This is a genomic window from Bartonella sp. TT121SHDZB (assembly GCF_042193415.1).
Lineage (GTDB): Bacteria > Pseudomonadota > Alphaproteobacteria > Rhizobiales > Rhizobiaceae > Bartonella.
Map to the genome: position 1 here is coordinate 1 of NZ_JBHILR010000014.1, position 21144 is coordinate 21144.

The 21144-nt window shown below is 36.2% G+C and carries 13 protein-coding genes; 1 reads left to right on the plus strand and 12 read right to left on the minus strand.

Annotated features, from left to right (window positions below):
* Positions 1 to 3160 precede the first annotated feature (3160 nt).
* From ACFIKI_RS07555 to ACFIKI_RS07570, 4 genes are all read right to left on the minus strand, one after another.
* Entirely contained in the window at positions 3161 to 3949 is a 789-nt protein-coding gene (locus tag ACFIKI_RS07555) for an ABC-2 family transporter protein (RefSeq protein WP_375666617.1), read from the minus strand.
* Positions 3933 to 4757, minus strand: coding sequence for an ABC-2 family transporter protein (locus ACFIKI_RS07560; protein ID WP_375666618.1), 825 nt, complete (start codon positions 4755 to 4757; stop codon positions 3933 to 3935). Before ACFIKI_RS07560 ends, ACFIKI_RS07555 begins: the two co-directional genes overlap by 17 nt.
* Positions 4732 to 5751, minus strand: coding sequence for an ATP-binding cassette domain-containing protein (locus ACFIKI_RS07565; protein ID WP_375666619.1), 1020 nt, complete (start codon positions 5749 to 5751; stop codon positions 4732 to 4734). Before ACFIKI_RS07565 ends, ACFIKI_RS07560 begins: the two co-directional genes overlap by 26 nt.
* 797 nt (positions 5752 to 6548) lie before the next feature.
* A complete protein-coding gene (locus tag ACFIKI_RS07570; protein ID WP_375666621.1) occupies positions 6549 to 7532 on the minus strand; it encodes an RluA family pseudouridine synthase in 984 nt (327 codons plus the stop codon).
* A gap of 196 nt (positions 7533 to 7728) precedes the next feature.
* On the opposite strand from ACFIKI_RS07570, the gene ACFIKI_RS07575 reads away from it, so the two are divergent.
* A complete protein-coding gene (locus tag ACFIKI_RS07575; RefSeq protein ID WP_375666622.1) occupies positions 7729 to 9510 on the plus strand; it encodes a glucan ABC transporter ATP-binding protein/ permease in 1782 nt (593 codons plus the stop codon).
* A 1223-nt stretch (positions 9511 to 10733) separates the two neighbouring features.
* Here ACFIKI_RS07575 and alaS read toward each other — a convergent pair.
* The 8 genes from alaS to rpsM all read right to left on the minus strand — a co-directional run bounded on the left by alaS (position 10734) and on the right by rpsM (position 21045).
* Positions 10734 to 13400, minus strand: a complete 2667-nt coding sequence (alaS, locus tag ACFIKI_RS07580; protein ID WP_375666623.1) for an alanine--tRNA ligase — start codon at positions 13398 to 13400, stop codon at positions 10734 to 10736.
* 205 nt (positions 13401 to 13605) lie between these two features.
* Positions 13606 to 14649 carry a recombinase RecA gene (gene recA, locus ACFIKI_RS07585; RefSeq protein ID WP_375666625.1) on the minus strand — a complete coding sequence of 348 codons (1044 nt, stop codon included), beginning with the start codon at positions 14647 to 14649 and terminating at the stop codon, positions 13606 to 13608.
* A gap of 968 nt (positions 14650 to 15617) precedes the next feature.
* Positions 15618 to 16943, minus strand: coding sequence for a replication-associated recombination protein A (locus ACFIKI_RS07590; RefSeq protein ID WP_375666627.1), 1326 nt, complete (start codon positions 16941 to 16943; stop codon positions 15618 to 15620).
* Positions 16944 to 16951: 8 nt separating this feature from the next.
* Complete coding sequence (locus ACFIKI_RS07595; protein ID WP_375666629.1) at positions 16952 to 18346, minus strand: DegQ family serine endoprotease; 1395 nt, start codon at positions 18344 to 18346, stop codon at positions 16952 to 16954.
* A 265-nt stretch (positions 18347 to 18611) separates the two neighbouring features.
* The gene (rplQ, locus tag ACFIKI_RS07600) at positions 18612 to 19040 is read right to left on the minus strand and encodes a 50S ribosomal protein L17 (RefSeq protein ID WP_039758073.1); all 429 of its coding nucleotides are present in this window, start codon (positions 19038 to 19040) and stop codon (positions 18612 to 18614) included.
* 24 nt (positions 19041 to 19064) lie between these two features.
* A complete protein-coding gene (locus ACFIKI_RS07605; protein WP_375611485.1) occupies positions 19065 to 20078 on the minus strand; it encodes a DNA-directed RNA polymerase subunit alpha in 1014 nt (337 codons plus the stop codon).
* Between the two features lie 94 nt (positions 20079 to 20172).
* Complete coding sequence (rpsK, locus tag ACFIKI_RS07610; protein WP_007347762.1) at positions 20173 to 20562, minus strand: 30S ribosomal protein S11; 390 nt, start codon at positions 20560 to 20562, stop codon at positions 20173 to 20175.
* Positions 20563 to 20676: 114 nt separating this feature from the next.
* A complete protein-coding gene (rpsM, locus tag ACFIKI_RS07615) occupies positions 20677 to 21045 on the minus strand; it encodes a 30S ribosomal protein S13 (protein ID WP_375622347.1) in 369 nt (122 codons plus the stop codon).
* Positions 21046 to 21144: the final 99 nt, after the last annotated feature.

Below are 21144 nucleotides of genomic sequence, written 5' to 3' on the forward strand. Positions count from 1 at the left end.
GGAAGTTCCTATAAATTATGAGGTTTATGAAAGCGATAACCTTGTCAAGATTGTTGAGGAAACAGAATAAAAATAGATATGGGGGTGCCTTCTTGATGGCTATAAACGTATCATAAGATGCATTGCTTAATATACATATCATAAAAGAGAGAGTTAAAAGAAAGCCGTGCCAATGATATGACGCGGCTTTCAATGGAGGTATGTGCAAATATTTCATATAAACGAAATCAATAATGAATGCATATATACAAAAGGTATCATATTGCAAACGCTTTATTAAACATATGAAAACTTATCAAAAGGAATGTAAACGATGCGTATGATCTTTAATCACTTATTTGAATAAGAGAGTCTATAAACGCTTTTCGTTGCTATCAAACGTATCAAACATAACGTCTTTATCTTTAAAGAGATTCATTTAAAACAAAGCACATGATCATGACGCTTCTTTTAAAAACGTTTCAAAATATTAAGCTCAAAATCGAACTGAGTGAATTAAAAGAACGCTTTGTCTAAAATCAAACAAATCAAAAGCAAATGCTTATTAAACAAATGTCTTTTTAAAAACGTTCTTTTACATTTATGAACATTGGTTTTTAAAACAATCTCTCATAAGACAATAAACAACCGCTTTTATAAAGTGTAAGGTTTTTAAGATTTTGCTCTGCTGTGAAATCTAGATCTTCGTTTTTCATAAATGAAACATTCTTAAGAGCAAATGATAACTAAGTTATAACTGTAATAAAAAAAAGTTTTAACGTTTCTTATAAAGATCTCATTTTATGTTTCAAACGTTTAAACGTGCATTTAAAGAGGTTCTCATAAGCGTATTTGTACTTTTCTTTAAAACCTAATTTCTTTAAAAATTAGCCGGTCCATTTTGGGGATGTTATCTTAGAATAGAGCATTCTTAAATATTACAGCTTTTGACTCAAAATTAAGTAAAAACCCATACCTTATGATGTTACAACGATTTTAAATTTTACTTGCTTATCTTGTCTAAATAGCTGCCCCCAAATTTGGAAAGAGCTCTTTTGGTTTCGTATTTTTAAACTATAACTTTTAAAACGTTTTTAGTACCAAATCTAAAGTAGATAGTTATTCTACTGCCATGGCATTATTTGCCTCCATTTTTTTGTGGAAGCGAATAGTTCCATTCTTAAAGACTAGCCTGCAATCTATTCATTAAAAGGCTTTTCATTTCATAAGATATAGCATTTTGAATTTCATGACCTTTATTTCCTACCTCGGTAAAAAAATACCGTGGTTATAAAATCGATCTTGTCTTTAAATCCTTTTATGCAATCTTTAAAATGTTCGGTGTTATGATGATGCTGTTATGACAGCTCTCTATTTTGCGCTCGCCAATTTTGAGGACTGCAAATCTTGTGTTTTTATCATGCGATTAACAATCCAATCATTAAAACAAGATGTGATCTTTAAACGTATGTTATCGATATTTTCAAACGACTAAATTTAAAACAATGTGATTTGTGCTGTGATAAAAACGTATCATAAAATTTATGAACTGTTATGAATGATATCGGCTTTTCATTGCATTTGAATGCACACATGCGTTATAATATTTACATCATGATTTGCTTTTTATGCTCTATTCATACATGGCAATCTTATATCAAAAATAGTCAAATGAATCACGTATAAAAGTGTGGATTCTTAAGTGGATTCATATAAAATAATTTCACACAACCTATTGACTTTATTGTGTTTTTTGATATGATATCGAATATCAACTGAAAAGATATCAATCACGAAAATTAGCGTAGATATATATTAAAAAAAAATTTTAAATAACGTCGATATGGATAGATTATTTTCTAGCAAACAATCTTCTCTAATCAGAGTGTTCACTATTGTGATATTTTAATCTCAATCACTACAACACTTCAATAACAGACTAAAATATAGATTCACTATAAGCTTATCACTTTTGTTCACTATTCCTTCCTCACTCATTTTTTCTGTGTTATTATTTTTAAAATTTTGTAAAAGATATGAATTACATGTAAAAAAACTTAGCCCTTTGTAATCTCTACATCATCAATCACGTTAGTTTTATTAATGATAAGCAACAACATCTGTATAGCTCTAAGCTTAGAGAGCAACACCAGATTAAAGTATCATTTTTATTTATTGTAAAAGAGGATGTAAAACTTCATTTTTCTCTTATCCTTGTTAAGAAAAATTGAAAAATGATCTTATTAATAATTAAAAAATAGAAAATATTTTTTTACAAAATAATATATTATTTAATTACTTTTTTAAATAACCTATTTAAAATAATATAAATATATTATGTTTATATTGTATGTATTTAAATTGTATATTTTCAATTAAATAATAATATTTATAATTATACTAAATATATTACATAATAATTATCTTTTTATTAAATAAAATCATAACATGAAATAAGAAATTCATAATAAAATCAAGTATAATTTTCTTGGTTTACAAGTGCAACAAAGAAATATATTTAATTATGTTATTGAGATCAGTTGCGTTGCCATCGTTTTTGCCTGCTTGGATTGGTGAATACTTTTATTTCCAAGCAATTATTAACTGAACTTTGACTGCTCAGCATGCTGAAAAATCTCTATGTGATTGTTTTCTTGATAATTGCTATTATGTTGTTTAGCGCAGCTCTTAGCTTTCTATCAGGCAACTTAAAAGCTTTATTCTGTCAATTTTCTTATTGTTTAAGCAAAAACTCATCCACGTAATAATATATTGAATGCACCAACAAAATCCGCACGAATAACCACATTCTACACATCTAAAAATTACCCCTCTTTGACAGTTTTTTAGCACTATAAACGCAACAAAAGTAAATTTTGCTCGGAGGAAAAAGCACTACTAATATTGTACACCATCTTACAATTGGCTTGTGTCATCAAGCAGCTATCCAAACTCAAACTAAAACTGATCTAAAACCAAGAAATTTAACTCTATGATTTCTGTTGTAAATTCTTTGCTCATAGCTATAGAAATACAACCGATTTTATGCATGAATATGTCTAATAAAAATCCTCATGTGTAAATTTTACATACCCTATACCGCCAGCATAAATAACGATATTTTACAGTACGATAGAATTTCACTCAATTTTTTATTTTTATAATCATGCTGACTTTCATCTCATCCCCCTAATCCATTAAATTTACGCATTGTTTTCTTATAACTTATGAAAGTCATGACCATGGAAAGAAAAGCGCTCAACAGAAGATATCCAATATTCCATTCGCCTTTACCAAGCAACAATGACACAGGCAAGGAAGCAGAAAAAGCCATAGGAAGCATAAACAAAAGCCATTTTACGATGCTTAAAGGATAAATTCCTATTGGTACAAATGAAAGCTCGTAAATCATTTCATGAAAATATTCGACAGGCATCTTACGGCTAATAATAAATGTTACAAAATTAAACATCATGAAAAAACAAATATTGACGATAAAAACACAAAATATTGCAACAATAAAAGAGATCCATCTTAGCTTAAGATCGGATATATTCGGTAATGATACAAATAAATAGGCACTAACATAAAGAACAAAGAGCTTGATCAGATTAAGAGGTTTACACCAACCAAACAACATCAACAACCAGATTGAAACGGGCTTTATCAAGTATGGTTCAATTTTACCATCCGCTACTTTTTCAAAAAACGTTTCAATAGAATTAGTAAAAATATTCAAAAATATTCCAAGTAAAACAAAGACAACAAAGATAAAATGGATTTCACCTCTGCTATAGTTACCGATCTTTCCTGAAAAAGAAGATATTCTATCAATAAATATGAATTGAATAAAATAATAGCATAGAGAAAGAATAAACTCCCCAGCCAAATTCTTACCATAAACAATCTGTCGGCGGATATTCAGACTGATAAAATGAAGGATTATTTTCATCTCAACCACCCGCTCCATTATATGCTTTCATCCCTTTATTCCAAGCAATATAAATTAAGAATAAAAAACACAAAATATAAGTAAAACTTCCGAAAATAAACTGCTGAAACAACGCTAAATTTTGCGTCGCGAAAAACTCGGCAGGAGCTGATATCATGAAACGATAGGGATTAAATTGCATAAGCGGAATAAGCCACACCGGCCAAACAGATGGTGGTAAAAGAACACCCCCAAGAAGCGTTGAACTGAGAATACTGAAAGAGAGTAATATATTGTACTCAATCACCCAAAAGCTTAATAAGGCAATTCCAAAAGAGAGTAAAAAACAAAGCAATTGTGATAGAATAACAACCAGAAAAAAGAACAGAAAAGCGATGACCAATCCCAGAATATTTTCATAGGATAAAACAAGCTTAACAACAAAAAGAGCCAATAACGGGATGCTATATAATACACTCTCCCCTAAAAAAGTAAAAAGCATTTGTGTCATATAACTAAAGGGCTTTGTAAGATATACTTCTAATTGACCTTCTTTAACATGATGAGAGAAAAACTTAATCACATTATAACCATTATTTAAGCGACCTAGGACTAAAGCAAAAGCATAATAATACATCATATCATAAAAGCTAAAGCCATTGATGGTATTGCCCGTATCAGAGAAAAGTGCATTCCATAATAGAAGTTGAATAACAAATGGCGAAAGTGTCCCAATGATAATATCGGTAAAAAACATTGCTCTATCACTTAGAACAGTGAGTAATCCATTCTTGGCAAAAAGAAACATACCAAAGCAGTGGTTAGATAAATTCTTTAAATTTAACACGGAGCATCTCTTCAAGCGAGGGAGTGAATACAGAGAACGTACAGTTCAATTCGGTTGTAATTTCGCGTACAAAACGCGCAAAATCCTCACGGGGCAGCGAAACCTCCAGCGAGCATTCTTCAGCGTTAAAGTGCTTATCTTTTAAAGGAGTAGATAATTTCAACGCAATCTCATCAATTTTTTCTACAACAGCTGAAGGTGCAGCCATATGTTCACAAAAAAGTGTCATTCTCACCAAAGAAGGAATGACACTTTTAAGCGCATGAAGATTACCATGAAACTGTTTCTTTCCTTTATGCAAAAGAATAATATCATCGACGTATCCATCAATATCTCCCATATCATGACTTGTGATGATATACCCAGTGCCACGCTCCTTTTTCAGTTTTTTAAGAAGCTCCCTGATTTCATGCTTAGATGTAATATCAAGACCAATACTTGGCTCATCGAGAAACAACAGTTTAGGTCTAAAGGAGAGATTAAATGCCAATTCACTTTTCACTCTCTCACCCAGACTAAGCATCCGCACTGGCTTATCCATAATACGCTCAAGACCCAGCAACTCAGTAATCTCTTTAAGATCACGGGTAAAAGAGGCGTGTTCAAGACCATATAATGGTTGAACCATATCCAGACTGTAGCGTAAGGGCAAATCCCACCATAAACAATTCTTGTGACCAAAGACCACACCCAAGGACTTGAACAGATTTTTCTTCGCTTTATAAGGATCAACACCAAGGACTTTAACACATCCCTCATCAGCGTATTGTATACCAGAAAGTATTTTAATCAGTGTCGATTTACCCGCTCCGTTAGGGCCAAGAATTGCTAACGATTGCCCTGAAAAGAGGGTAAAACTCATATCTTTTAACACATGATGATTTGTATAAACCGGCTTGAAGAGAGAAAACACCTTGTTTTTAAAACCAATTCCTCTGTCAATGTTGCGATATACTTTTGAGACGTTATTAACGTCAATCAATAATGATCCCATCAGTCACTCCTCATTTCAACTTATCCCCCCTTTGAATGTTCCCATAATAAATATCTGTTTTTGTTCACTAGAAAAAACAAAAGTGTTCAAGCCCTCCTTAGAGCAATAAAACGCACCTGACGTTTTATCTCCAATTTTTTGTCTAGATATTTTTTCAATGTGATGAGCTCACTTCAATGAAGCATTAAGATACTAAAAACTTATTTCTTCTTTTATGAAAAATAATCTTTTGGATAAACTAAGTAAGTAGAAAAATAATTGCTCATTGAAAGGAAAACTTTGCTAAGAAGGCTTCATTGTGTAAGCAAAGATACAAAGCATAAGTCTATACTATAAGCATATCGAACCACATTGATAATAAAACAAAACTCCTTGACAACAGGAATTTTTTGAGAGGCTATTTTTCCTCAGCATTACTATAAAATGCCTCCATTATTCCCCATGAAAAAACTAAAATTGCTTTCACTATTTTAGTAAATATCTTTCAGATTTTATCTAACTCATCTCCCTCAACAGACACGCCTCCCCAATATATGACCTCTATAGATAATTCAAAGGAGCAGCTTCATAAACTCAGATTATTAAACGATACACCATATCCAAAAATAACAATACAATCAATATGAATAAAGAGCTGTAGAAAAAAAGCCATGATATTCGAAATATTTCATCACTCAAAAACACAATTTTCTCATAGCGATTGACTTATCAAAAACTTTCTTCAAATGATGCCCTATTCATCTTATCAAATTTATAGACAAAATTTGTATCAATCAAAAAGAACAAATGAAGTTTGTTTAGTCGGTTTCAGCATCACTCTCATTAAAAGACAAAAGATTAAAACTTTGAACCATATGAGGTGGTAAAGGTGCAACAATGTCCAATATTCCTCCTGAAGGATGAGGAATACGAATACGACGTGCATGAAGATGAAGACGATTTTGAATTCCTCCTGGTAATGTCCAATTACTATCAGAAAAAAAATACTTTGTATCGCCAATGATAGGATGATCCATATGGGCAGCATGCACACGAAGCTGATGTGTTCTCCCAGTATAGGGTTCCATTTCAAGCCACGAAAGAGTCCGCCCTCGCGTATCTAAAACGCGATAGTAGGAAACCGCATGATGTGAATCTGGCTCCCCATGTTCACAAACACGCATTTTGTCACCTTGTGCAGTCATTTCCTTAACCATCCACGTTGAAATTTTGTCCTGCTTTTTTTTAGGCACACCCCGAACCAACGCCCAATAAGTCTTTTTTGTTTCTCGCGCTCTAAAAGCAGCTGTTAAGGACTGAGCAGCTCCCCTTGATCGCGCAACAATAAGCACCCCCGACGTCTCACGATCAAGACGATGAACCAAACGCGGCTTTTCACCTTTTTTATTGCGCCATATCTCAAGCATACTATCCATATGACGTGTTAAACCAGAGCCTCCTTGTACAGCCAACCCAGCTGGTTTATTAAAAACAAATACCTTTGGGTCTTCATAAAGCAGCATTTTTTTCAAAACGGTTCCATCATCCTGCCCACGGAGGGTTTTATCCGTTATTGGAAGACTTTCTTTGTCATCAATAGGGAGAGGTGGAATACGAACAGACTGCCCTATACAAAGACGCGTATCGGCTTTAACACGTCCACCATCAACCCGTATCTGACCAGAACGCAACAATTTTTGCAAAATTCCAAACCCAAGTCCTGGATAATGCACTTTAAACCAGCGATCTAAGCGCATTCCATTTTCATCTGCCTCAACTTTTTTTATTTCTACGCCTGCCATAAAAGTTCCCTTGCCTGATGCCTATTTTTGCGCCTTTATAAACACAAAAATTCATATTTTAGTTGGCTTTATCACACCATATTACAGTTAGTATCCAAAATTGCCTTTTCTTAACGTTCAAATTTTATTAGCTAAAAATTAAGCGTTATAAAAATCAACAGCCTTTACGCTTAACAGCGAATGGAGATAATTAACAGTGTCCTTATTCAAAACCTATGCACGTGTTCTCACTTACCTAAACAGAGAAAAAAATGCATCCCTTTTAATCTGTACTGCTAATGTTATGTTAGCGATTATCACCATTGCAGAACCTATTTTATTTGGACGCGTTATTGATTCTATTACAGAAAAATTAGCTATCCTCCCTACTCTTGCCATTTGGGTTGGTTTTGGACTTTCACATATTATCGCTTATGTCCTTGTTGCTCGCGGTGCAGACCGCTTAGCCCATAGACGTCGCTTAACGGTTTTAACGGAATCTTTCGAACGTATCATTGCCATGCCTTTAATTTGGCATCAACAACGTGGGACTTCCAACGCACTCCATACACTTTTGCGCGCTATAGATTCCATGTCAACCATATGGCTTGATTTTATGCGCCAACATCTCTCAACACTTGTCGCCTTATTGGTTCTCATCCCCATAGCCTTTAATATGAATTGGCGTCTTTCAATAGTCTTGGTTGTGCTTGCCATCATTTATGTATTAATTGCACGTTTAGTGATGCGAAAAACAAAAGACGGACAAGCCGCTGTAGAATGCTACCACCACAACCTTTTTAAACATGTCAGTGATTCAATCTCTAATGTTTCCATTGTACAAAGTTATAACCGAATAAAAGAAGAAACTTCTATACTGCATCAACATACAAATGCTCTTCTTAAAGCACAAAATCCTGTTCTCAATTGGTGGGCGCTCGCCAGTGGCTTAAATCGAATGGCTTCAACAATTTCAATCGTTTGTGTTCTTCTCCTTGGAGCTTTTTTTGTTGCAAAAGATCAATTACGGGTAGGTGAAGTCGTTGCTTTTGTTGGATTTGCACAACTCATGATTAGCCGCCTAGACCAAATGAGCAATTTTATTAATTGTGCAATATCCTCACAAGCAAAACTGCAAGATTTTTTTGAAATGGAAGACTCAACCTTTCATATTAACGAACCGCAAAATCTTCCTTCCCTCCAAAATGTTAAAGGCGCCATACAATTTCATCACGTGACCTATCAATTCCCAAATTCTTCTCAAGGTGTTTTTGATATTTCCTTTGAGGTTAAAGCAGGACAAACTGTTGCGATTGTAGGACCAACAGGGGCTGGAAAAACAACATTGATCAATCTGTTGCAGCGCGTATACGACCCTACCCTTGGGCATATCTCCATTGATGGAATAAATATATGCTCGATCAATCGCGAATCTTTACGCAAATCTTTAGCAACAGTATTTCAAGACTCGGGTCTTTTCAACCGTACTATTCATGACAATATCTCAATAGGAAAAGCGAGCGCAACGAATGAAGAACTTTATGAAGCCGCAAAAATAGCAGAAGCTCACGATTTTATTCTAAAAAAAGCTGACTGTTATAACACAATGGTGGGCGAACGAGGATCTCAATTATCAGGTGGAGAAAAACAGCGACTAGCAATTGCACGCGCTGTTTTAAAAAATGCCCCTATTCTCATTCTAGATGAAGCAACAAGCGCTCTTGATGTTGAAACAGAGGCACGTGTCAAAGATGCTCTCGATTGCATAAGCCATAACCGCACTACTTTTATTATAGCACATCGCCTCTCAACAGTACGCAATGCTGATGTAGTACTCTTTCTGGAAGATGGTCATTTAATTGAAAAAGGAAACTTTCAAGAATTAATCGATAAAGAGGGACGTCTCTCTCAATTTTTAACGGCCAGTGGTTTAACAATCAAACCACTAGAAAGAGAAGGAGAAAATGTTATTCTCTTACATGAAGCCATAGCTTCATAAAAACGATACTCTTCATAGATCTTATGCAAAAAATGTCTCTTCAATACAATAAGAGTGCTTATATGATACAAGTAAAAAGATTTCTAAAAATGCCACAATCCATTTTAGGTATTTAAGACAAATATTAAAACAGTTTAGTATTTTCTCTGCTATTGCAATTTTACTAGATTGGGACAAAAATATTTCCCTATATCTGTATATATTGACGAGTATACATTCTCATTTAGGGAAAATGTAAAGGTAAAAACAATTTCCAGTTTTACCGTCTTCTTTTTACTCAACTTTACGAATTTCAAAACGAACTAAAGAAATATCTTTTAAATAATGAATATTATGTATTGCTTTGCACTTTTGTTTATCACGTTCTTTATAGTTCTCGCATAAAGAACAGAACATCATTGTTTTGCACATTCATATGATTTTTTTAAAAAACATTTCTCAATGCTCTTAAGCCCATTTCACAACGACATTCGTGAGTGGTTTTGATTAATTTAACATACACAGAATTTGAAATAATAAAATCCTACGAATATTCGTAGCTCTTATTCAAAAGATAAAACGATAAATTATCATTATAACTCAATGTATTAAAGCAATTTTATCATAAATAAATTAGATATTAATCTAAATCTTTAGATTTATGTGGTATTCATTTGATTTATATTGATAATTCATTACTTTATAACTTGAAATAAAGATTTATAAAGATAGGAGAATATTCTTTTCAAAACCTTTTAATAATAAACCAAAAAACTGTTTTCTTGTACATAACAAGCAAAATAAAAACAACACAATAGCTCTAAAATACAACAACTCTTTTATAAGCCTTTTCAAGGAAAGAGATTTTATTCATTTGAAAACTAATAGAATAATGACAGCTTATAACTTTATAAGGATAATCGTATGCAATAAATCTTGTACTATTCCTTTCATAAAAAGAGATATTTCTTCAAAAAATCTATAAGAGCAACATAATAACTATTCTCCCCAGTAAAAGAATACACAGCAAAGCATGAAGTGCTGCATAATCTATCTTATCTTAAAAAAGTGACTCCTGAAACGCTTGGAAGCTATAAAGACAAACACTGTTTTTATCTTTACAATTGTATTTTCCCCAATTACGCTGTATCTGCATTTCAGAAATACACCAGACAGATATTCATGATACATAGATGCCAACTCAATATAACAATGTGAAAAACACCTATGCAGAATGATTTAATTTAATTTTTTTCAAGAAAATCTTTTAATGCCGCAAATGCCTCATCAGCTTTGTTCCCCTCAGGACCACCAGCCTGTGCCATATCAGAACGGCCACCTCCACCTTTACCACCAAGAATCGCTGAAAGAATACGAACGAGATCTACAGCATTTAACTTATCCGTTAAATCATCTGTAACGCCGACAACAGCACTCCCTTTTCCATCCTCCGTGACACTAATAAAAGCAACCACTCCAGATCCAATTTGTTTTTTCTCAGAATCGACGAGTGCCTTAAGATCCCGTGGTAAAATATTTTTAACAACGCGTCCAGTAAAAGAAAGCCCATTGATGATGGTAATATCACCTTGGCTTCTTTCTGTTACTCCACCGCTCAACACCATTTTCTTGCGTACATCATTCAACTCTTTTTCAAGTTTACGACGATCATCAAGCAAAATTCGCACCCGTTCTTCCACACCAGCAGAAGAAGTTTTTAAAAGATCAGCAATTTCATGAATACGCTCATCTTGGCGGCTAAGATAAAGACGTGCTTCTTTGCCTGTTAAAGCTTCAATACGCCGCACTCCAGCTGAAACAGAACTTTCAGAAACAATATGAATTAAACCAATATCACCTGTTTGCTCCACATGAGTCCCTCCACAAAGCTCAATTGACCAACGCTTTTTTAATCCTCCCAGTTCAAGGAGCTCCCCCATAGAAACAACGCGAACTTCATCACCATATTTTTCCCCAAACAATGCCATGGCTCCTTCAGAAATTGCATCATCTACAGCCATGAGACGCGTTACGACCTTACTATTTTGCAAAACAATCTCATTGGCTAAATCTTCTATTTTTTTCAACTCTTCTGGTGAAACGGATTTTGGATGAGAAAAATCAAAACGCAACCGATCTGGCGATACAAGAGAGCCCTTTTGAGTAACATGATCCCCCAATATTTGGCGTAAAGCTTCGTGTAACAAATGAGTAGCAGAGTGATTCGCACGAATTTTCTTACGACGAACAATATCAACCGTTAATTCGACACAATCAGACCTCGATGCCTGACCAGATTTCACCTCCCCAATATGGATAAAAACACCATCACCCTTTCTTTGGGTATCATGCACCTCAAAAATAAAATTTTCACCAGAAATAATACCGCTATCACCAATTTGCCCACCAGATTCACCATAAAAAGGCGTCTGATTAACAACAAGCATAGCTTTCTGACCTGAAGAAATATGATCAACAATTTTACCATCACACACAAGAGCTGTAAGAATTCCTTCAGCTTTTTCTGTTTCATAACCCAAAAATTCTGTAGCCCCCACTTGATCACGAACAGAAAACCAGATCTTTTCTGTTACAGCTTCCCCAGAACCAGACCAATTGGCACGCGCTTCCTCTTTTTGGCGTTCCATCGCTTTATCAAAAGCACCAACGTCAACAGAGATTCCTCGACGACGAAGAACATCTTGCGTCAAATCAAGCGGAAAACCATAGGTATCATAAAGCTTGAAAGCAACTTCACCATTCAAATAGTCCCCTTCTTTAAGATTAGTACTTGCTTCGTTCAACAAACCAAGTCCTCGTTCAAGCGTTTTACGAAACTGTATTTCTTCTAACTTCAAAATTTCTGAAATCAAAGATTCTGCACGCACCAATTCAGGATAAGCTTGTCCCATTTCGCGAATTAAAGCAGGCAAAAGTCGCCACATTAAGGGCTCTTTAGCACCAAAAAGATGGGCATGACGCATAGCACGACGCATAATACGACGTAAAACATATCCTCTTCCTTCATTAGAAGGAAGCACACCATCAGCAATCAAAAATGCAGATGAGCGAAGATGATCAGCAATAACACGATGGCTGGCAATAAAATCACCCTTTGCCTCAATCCCTGTAATTTCTTCTGACGCAGCAATTAATGCACGAAAAAGATCAATGTCATAATTATCATGAACACCCTGTAAAACAGCAGCAATACGCTCTAATCCCATGCCTGTATCAATAGAAGGATGAGGTAAGTTAACACGTTCTTCCTTGGAAACTTGCTCATACTGCATAAAAACAAGATTCCAAATCTCAATAAAGCGATCCCCATCTTCAGTAGCACTTCCAGGAGGACCGCCCCAGATTTCATCACCATGATCATAAAAAATCTCCGAACAAGGTCCACAAGGTCCTGTTTCTCCCATCGACCAAAAATTATCAGCCGTCGCAATACGAACAATTTTTTCATCTGGAAGACCAGAAATTTTACGCCACAGTTCGGCAGCAACATCATCACTCTGATAAACTGTCACCAATAATTTATCTTTTGGCAGGCAAAATTCCTTTGTTAAAAGATTCCATGATAAAAAAATGGCTTCTTCTTTAAAATAATCACCGAAAGAAAAATTACCCAGCATTTCAAAAAATGTATGATGGCGCGCCGTATAACCAACATTATCAAGATCATTATGCTTTCCACCTGCACGAACACATTTTTGTGCCGTTGTTGCCTGCGTATAAGGGGGCTGTTCAAGCCCAGTAAAAACATTTTTAAACTGCACCATCCCTGCATTTGTAAACATAAGTGTAGGATCATTACGTGGAACGAGAGGGCTAGAAGAAAGAACTTTATGCCCATTACGATGAAAATAATCCAAAAATGTTGACCGAATATTATTAACACTATTCATGTTGACACCTGCTCAATACAGCACAAAACCATAAAAGAAAAATCCCCCCTCATTAAATCCTCTTCGCCACGCATGGAGTCAATTTAATCAAAAATGGAATATTTGTTTTAAAAAATTGAGAATAAAATGACTGCGTATTTAAAAACTCAAACAAAAAACAGAAAAATCTTAAAGGAAAAAAATTATAGACGAAAAAAACGTCCCATCAAATAGCTTCATCACTTTCTGTATTTTCTGCCCCTGCATTTTCTAGCAGTTCAATGGCAATCAAACCAGCATTTTGGCGCAAAGCCGCTTCAATTTCTGCTGCGACTTCCGCATGTTCACGTAAAAACTGCTTTGCATTTTCACGTCCCTGTCCTAAACGCTGAGAATTATAAGAAAACCATGCACCAGATTTTTCCACAATGCCAACCTTGACACCCAAATCAATCAATTCACCTACTTTGGAAATACCTTCACCATAAATAATATCAAACTCAACCTGTTTGAATGGAGGTGCCAATTTATTTTTCACCACTTTAACGCGCGTCTGATTACCAACGATTGAATCCCTATCTTTAATGGATCCAATGCGACGAATATCTAAACGAACAGAAGCATAAAACTTTAAAGCGTTTCCACCCGTTGTCGTTTCAGGAGAACCAAACATCACACCAATTTTCATGCGAATTTGATTAATAAAAACAACCATACAGTTAGAGCGAAAAATTGCTGCGGTTAATTTTCGTAACGCTTTACTCATTAACCGAGCTTGCAATCCGGGCAAAGCATCACCCATTTCACCGTCAATTTCTGCTCGCGGTGTTAAAGCTGCGACAGAATCCACAACAAGCACATCAACGGCACCAGAACGAACCAACGTTTCTGTAATTTCCAATGCCTGTTCACCGGTATCTGGCTGAGAAATGAACAAGTTTTCTAAATCAACACCAAGCTTACGCGCATAAATAGGATCAAGCGCATGCTCTGCATCAATAAAAGCACAAATCCCACCACCTTTCTGTGCCTCAGCAATAGCATGGAGAGCCAATGTTGTTTTCCCAGAACTTTCTGGTCCATAAATCTCAACAATACGCCCCTTCGGTAATCCACCAATCCCTAAAGCAATATCTAAGGATAACGACCCTGTTGGAATTGTTTCAATTTCAACAACCTGCTCTTTTTGCCCAAGACGCATAATCGAGCCTTTACCAAAAGAACGTTCAATTTGTGAGAGAGCAGCATCGAGAGCTTTTGTTTTATCCACGATTATATCCTTGACCGATTCATAATAACCTAAAACTTTAGTGTACACTGTACTTTTAATTTAACTAAAGGCTTGAGTTTAGATTTTCACAGACTATTTCCATTCCTATCTCCACATTATGTCCATAAACATTCATGACCATCACAATAAAGAATTGGCATTGCTTATCTTATGACACATAATAAACTCCAATAAAGTAATATCTCTATGGGAGCATAGTTAACATATTTATATCTCTCTAGAAAAGGAACAATTTAAATTTCAACACAATGTTCTATAGCCCTCCTGCTTATCCCTTTGATTAAATACTTGAGAGACTAAAAATTCTCCTGCTATTGATCACACAAAAAACGCATCATCAATCAACCTCATACCCTATTGCATCGAAGAACAAAACGCTATTGTATTGCATATTCATGCACTTGATTTAAGAAACATCTCTCAACACTTCCAAGCTCATTTTGTGACAATACCTATGAATGTGGTATACTGTAAAACCCTTTGGGCGCCACCATCTTTACACTATAGAAGGAGAAAGCTGGAACCATCACACTATTTATCATCCCCCAATATTGCGACAGCTCTCGGCACTTGAGACAATTCATAAGAGGGATTTTTTAGTCCTTTCTTGTACAGTTTTTATTACACGCTAATCCTGCTTGTAACCTGCAAGCGAATGATTTGATTGATTCAACAAATAACAGGCTTGGAATGAGAGAAATTTACGGTATTTGAGACTTTCATTCAACTTACGAAACAATAAATTATCATTATAAATCAATATATTATTTAATAAAAGCCAAAAAAATAAAGCAGCTTAAAAGTTGAATGATATATTTAAATTTGAAAAAATATGCACTTTTGAAGATATCAAAAAAAATCTCTACAAGCAATGCAATAAATGTTTAAAATATAAGCTAAATTTCTCATACAATAACATAAGAGATCAATAAAAAACGTATTTCAACTCAAATTTTATTTTGATCTTTACGTTTTTTGCGCAACTGTTGCCACCACTCAAGACGTTTCACAATTTCACGCTCAAAACCACGCTCAACTGGTTTATAATAACTCTGACGTCCAAGTTTTTCGGGAAAATATTCTTGTCCTGAAAAAGCATCTGGTTCATCATGGTCATAACAATAACCATTTCCATACCCTTCTTCCTTCATAAATTTCGTAGGTGCGTTAAGGATATGCTTAGGTGGCGGCAAAGAACCACTTTTGCGCGCACAACGCAGTGCTGCTTTATACGCAAGATATGCTGCATTTGACTTTGGCGCAGTTGCAACATAAAGACATGCTTGCGCCAAGGCCAACTCTCCCTCAGGAGACCCTAAATAATCATAGGCATCCTTTGCCGCATTACAAATGACAAGAGCTTGAGGATCTGCCAAACCAACATCTTCAACAGCCATACGAACCAATCTTCGCCCAATATAGAGAGGATCTTCACCAGCATCCAACATACGTGCCAAATAATAAAGCGCCGCATCAGGATCAGATCCACGAACAGATTTATGCAAAGCTGAAATGAGATTATAATGCCCTTCTCGTCCTTTATCATAAATAGGCGCACGACGCTGAATAACTTTTTGCAAAGCAACAACATTAAGAATCTCTCCCAATGGTGCAATAGACCAAACTTCCTCTGCCAATGTCAACGCTACCCGTGCATCACCATCAGACATCTCTATCAAAACGTCTCTGGCATCATTATCCAAGGGAAGAAATTTTCCCTCCACTTCTTCAACACGCCTCAAAAGCATATCCAAACTTTCATGATCATGAGAAAGAAATGTTAAAACACGTGCACGCGAAAGAAGGGCAGCATTAAGTTCAAAAGAAGGATTTTCGGTTGTTGCACCTATAAGGACCACAGTACCATCTTCCATAACAGGAAGAAAACTATCCTGCTGTGCACGATTAAACCGATGAATTTCATCAACAAAAAGAAGTGTTTTATCCCCAGACATAAAACGTCTTTGCGCAACTTCAAAAATCTTTTTAAGTTCAGAAATTCCTGTAAAAATAGCAGAAACTTGTTCAAACGCGAAATTTGTTTCAAGGGCCAACAAACGTGCAACGGTTGTTTTTCCCGTCCCTGGAGGTCCCCAAAAAATCATCGATCCAATTGAGCCAGCTGCCACCATACGTGAAAGCAAACCATCCTCTCCAATCAAATGCTTTTGTCCTACAACATCATTGAGAGAACAAGGGCGCATTCTTTCTGCAAGTGGCTGACTTTTATTAACTTGAAGATCAAACGACGAAGTAAAAAAATCTTTCTTCAAAAAAAACCTCAACGAATAAATTGGCGAATATACATCCCATCACGTTCATATTCCAATTGCCAAGTACGCGAACGCGCTTGCATAAGAATCTTTTTCAACTGATGAACTGTTTGAATTTTATGGCCATTTACAACACGTAGGATATCTCCTAACTGAAAAATTCCAGCAGCATTGCTCATTTCATCAAGATTGGTAATCACAACACCTTTTGCAGATATAGGAAGATGAAAACGTCGACTATTTTGCGGTGTTAAGTCCAACACTTCAGCACCAGCAAGAGGACTCTCACCCGTAATTTTTTCAGATTTTAAAAATGTAGTTTCCGATATCGATGAAACCGTTATTTGTGTCTTTAACGTTTTTCCACTTCGTAAATATTCTAAAGCAAGACTATGCCCAATACCCGCAATCATCAAACGGTATCCAAGACTATCTGGACTATCAACGCGCACCCCCTGCACACTCAAAATCACATCACCCACTTTCAAACCAGCTTTTTCAGCAGGACTATCTTTGATAACTTCAACAATAAGAGCACCATAGGGACGTTCTAAACCTAAACCACCAGCAATATCAGGTGTAACATTTTGAAAAGATGCCCCAATATAAGGCGGTACAAAATATTTTCCACCGCGTTTAACAGTATCAAGCATCACTTTTACAAGATTAACCGGAATAGCAAAACCAATCCCTACAGAACCACCGGAACGCGAATAAATAGCCGTATTAATCCCGATTAACTCACCTTTCATATCAATCAAAGCGCCACCCGAATTCCCTGGATTAATGGCAGCATCTGTTTGAATAAAAAAGTCAAAATCAGAAATCCCAACACGTGTACGCGCTTGCGCTGAAACAATACCACTTGTAACCGTTTGACCAACACCAAAAGGATTACCAATAGCAAGAACAAGATCACCAACTTCAACAGTATCAGAGTTTCCCAAAGGTAAAACGGGAAATTGAGCATCTTTTGCATCAACTTCAAGAATTGCAATATCAGTCGCTTCATCTTTGAGCACGACCTTACTCTCAAACTCTCGCCCATCAGAAAAAGCCACTTTAATTTCGCTTGCGTCTTTAATGACGTGGTAATTTGTAACGATCAAACCACGTGCATCAACAATCACCCCCGATCCTAATGACGATTGCTTACGGACAGGAAAATTATTTTGAAAACGACCAAAAAATTGCTCAAAAAATGGATCACCTTCAAAAGGTGATCGTGCTCTAATTTGTCGAGCTGCATAAATATTTACAACAGATGGAACCGTCTTTTTAACTAAAGGAGCAAATGAAAGAGTGATTTCTGTTTGTGTTTGAGGAACATGAGCATATACATGATCAAATGATATCTGCATCATAATTGCAAAAAAAATCCGCACCCAAAAAGAATACCTCATAATCCACTCCTTATAAAATCAGCACATTCTGTTGAAGATTAATAGAATAAAAAACGCATCCCCGCAAACTAAGGACTTCTATTAATATTTCATAATAGAGAATAAAAACAATCTATTTGAACAATAAATATTATAAAAATAAGATAATTCAATATTCTATAATTTTCTCTCTCCACCTATTTCTCAACTAAAACAAACTTAAAAATGCTCACAAAAAAACCGCCCAAGACAAGGCGGCCTTTAAAAATCCAACAGATAAAAAACTTTATGAAGATGTCCCCTTTTCATTCTCAGAAGATTCTATACGAGCACGATCCCCAGCACCCTTCGCTTCAACATCACGATCAACAAATTCTATAACAGCCATTGGTGCATTATCTCCGGTACGAAACCCCGCTTTCATAATACGCAAATACCCACCGTTGCGTGACGCATAACGTGGCGCAAGCGTATCAAATAATTTTGCAACCTTTCCTGTATCACGAAGTGCTGCAATAGCTTGCCGACGCGCATGCAAACCACCACGCTTACCAAGAGTAACGAGTTTTTCAACAATAGGACGAATTTCTTTAGCCTTTGGAAGCGTTGTCACAATCTGCTCATGCTCGATCAACGAAGTTGCCATATTTGCAAACATCGCTTTACGGTGACTGGCAGTACGATTTAACTTACGTCCTGACTTACTATGGCGCATAAGCCCTCTCCTTAAATTCTAATTCTAATATTGATCTTCATAACGTTTCGCAAGATCATCAATGTTTTCAGGCGGCCACGCCGGAATTTCCATCCCAAGATGTAACCCCATACACGCCAAAACCTCTTTAATCTCATTCAACGATTTGCGACCAAAATTCGGTGTCCGAAGCATTTCAGATTCTGTTTTTTGAATCAGATCACCAATATAGACAATATTATCATTCTTAAGACAATTTGCCGAACGAACTGAAAGTTCTAATTCATCCACTTTTTTGAGAAGTGCAGGATTAAAAGAAAGCTCAGAGTCAGCCTCTTCAACAGGCTCCTTCTGTGGCTCTTCAAAGTTAATAAATAACGATAATTGATCTTGAAGAATGCGCGCTGCAAAAGCAACAGCATCCTCACCATTAACAGCACCGTTTGTTTCAATCGTGAGCGTTAATTTATCATAATCGAGAACTTGACCTTCACGTGTATTTTCTACTTTATAAGATACCTTACGGATTGGTGAATAAAGACTATCAATTGGAATAAGCCCTATACGTGCATCATCAACACAATTACGATCAGATGGAACATATCCCTTTCCTGTGTTGACAATAAATTCCATGCGAATTTCAGCTTCTTCATCAAGAGTACAAATAACATGATCTGGATTTAGAATTTCCATATCCCCAACTGTACTGATATCTCCCGCTTTCACGACACCAGGCCCCTCTTTATAAACGACGACACGTTTAGGCCCTTCTTCTTCCATACGAAGCGCAATTTCTTTTATATTCAGAATAATATCCGTAACATCCTCACGCACACCTGGAATCGATGAAAATTCATGTAAGACACCGTCAATCTGCACAGCAGTAATAGCAGCACCACGAAGCGAAGATAACAACACGCGACGAAGCGCATTTCCTAACGTTAAACCAAAACCACGCTCAAGAGGTTCAGCAATCACACTTATAATATTTGGATTATCATGCGCACATGATTCAACCTTATTGGGTTTAATAAGTTCCTGCCAGTTTTTCTGGATCATATTTTTATTCCCGTTCTTTAGTTCCGTTACCATTCAATCGTAACGACCAATGTGAACATCAGAGAAATCTCCGACAACAAAAAACAACACCCAATTAAACACGCCGCCTTTTCCGCGGACGACATCCATTATGAGGAATTGGTGTTACATCACGAATAGAAGTAATGACAAAACCAACAGATTGCAATGCACGTAGAGCAGATTCACGCCCTGATCCAGGTCCACAAACTTCAACTTCCAAAGAACGCATACCATGCTCTTGCGCTTTTCTTGCACAATCCTCCGCAGCAACTTGAGCGGCAAAAGGTGTCGATTTACGCGCACCTTTAAACCCCTGAGCCCCCGCAGATGACCAAGCAATTGCATTACCCTGAGCATCAGTAATCGTAATCATTGTGTTATTAAAGGTTGAATTAATATGCACAACACCTGATGAAATATTCTTACGTTCGCGACGACGAACACGTGTGGCTTCCTTGGCCATAATTTCCCTTTCAACGATCTCATCACTGCCGTAACATCAGCAGCTCCACCTTCTTTTCCTTGTCAAACAAATCAAACAAGAAAAAGAATATATAAAAACCTTCCACAAAGGCCCTTATTTCTTCTTACCAGCAATTGCCTTAGCCGGACCTTTACGCGTACGAGCATTCGTATGCGTACGCTGCCCTCGAACAGGCAAAGACCGACGATGACGCAATCCCCGATAACAACCAAGGTCCATCAAACGCTTAACATTCATAGCAACGTCACGACGAAGATCACCTTCAACTTGATAACCTTGATCTATCGCCTCACGAATCTGCAGCACCTCAGCATCTGAAAGCTCATGCACACGACGCCCCAAAGGAATACCAACTCTTTCAATAATTTCTTGAGCAAATTTTGGTCCAATCCCGTGGATATATTGAAGCGCAATAATTACACGCTTATTTGTCGGGATATTGACGCCAGCAATACGAGCCACGCCTACTCTCCTTAGTTATTTTGACAAATTGTTATAAAATACCTGATATACCTTACAGAAAAAAAATAGGCTCAGAAAAAATTCTTCCGAATCCTCTTA

Bases quoted from the DNA above. Each gene is read 5' to 3' on its own strand.
- ACFIKI_RS07555 (WP_375666617.1), bottom strand. From the start codon at position 3,949: ATGGAGCGGGTGGTTGAGATGAAAATAATCCTTCATTTTATCAGTCTG.
- ACFIKI_RS07565 (WP_375666619.1), bottom strand. From the start codon at position 5,751: ATGGGATCATTATTGATTGACGTTAATAACGTCTCAAAAGTATATCGC.
- ACFIKI_RS07570 (WP_375666621.1), bottom strand. From the start codon at position 7,532: ATGGCAGGCGTAGAAATAAAAAAAGTTGAGGCAGATGAAAATGGAATG.
- alaS (WP_375666623.1), bottom strand. From the start codon at position 13,400: ATGAATAGTGTTAATAATATTCGGTCAACATTTTTGGATTATTTTCAT.
- ACFIKI_RS07595 (WP_375666629.1), bottom strand. From the start codon at position 18,346: ATGAGGTATTCTTTTTGGGTGCGGATTTTTTTTGCAATTATGATGCAG.
- rplQ (WP_039758073.1), bottom strand. From the start codon at position 19,040: ATGCGCCATAGTAAGTCAGGACGTAAGTTAAATCGTACTGCCAGTCAC.
- ACFIKI_RS07605 (WP_375611485.1), bottom strand. From the start codon at position 20,078: ATGATCCAGAAAAACTGGCAGGAACTTATTAAACCCAATAAGGTTGAA.
- rpsK (WP_007347762.1), bottom strand. From the start codon at position 20,562: ATGGCCAAGGAAGCCACACGTGTTCGTCGTCGCGAACGTAAGAATATT.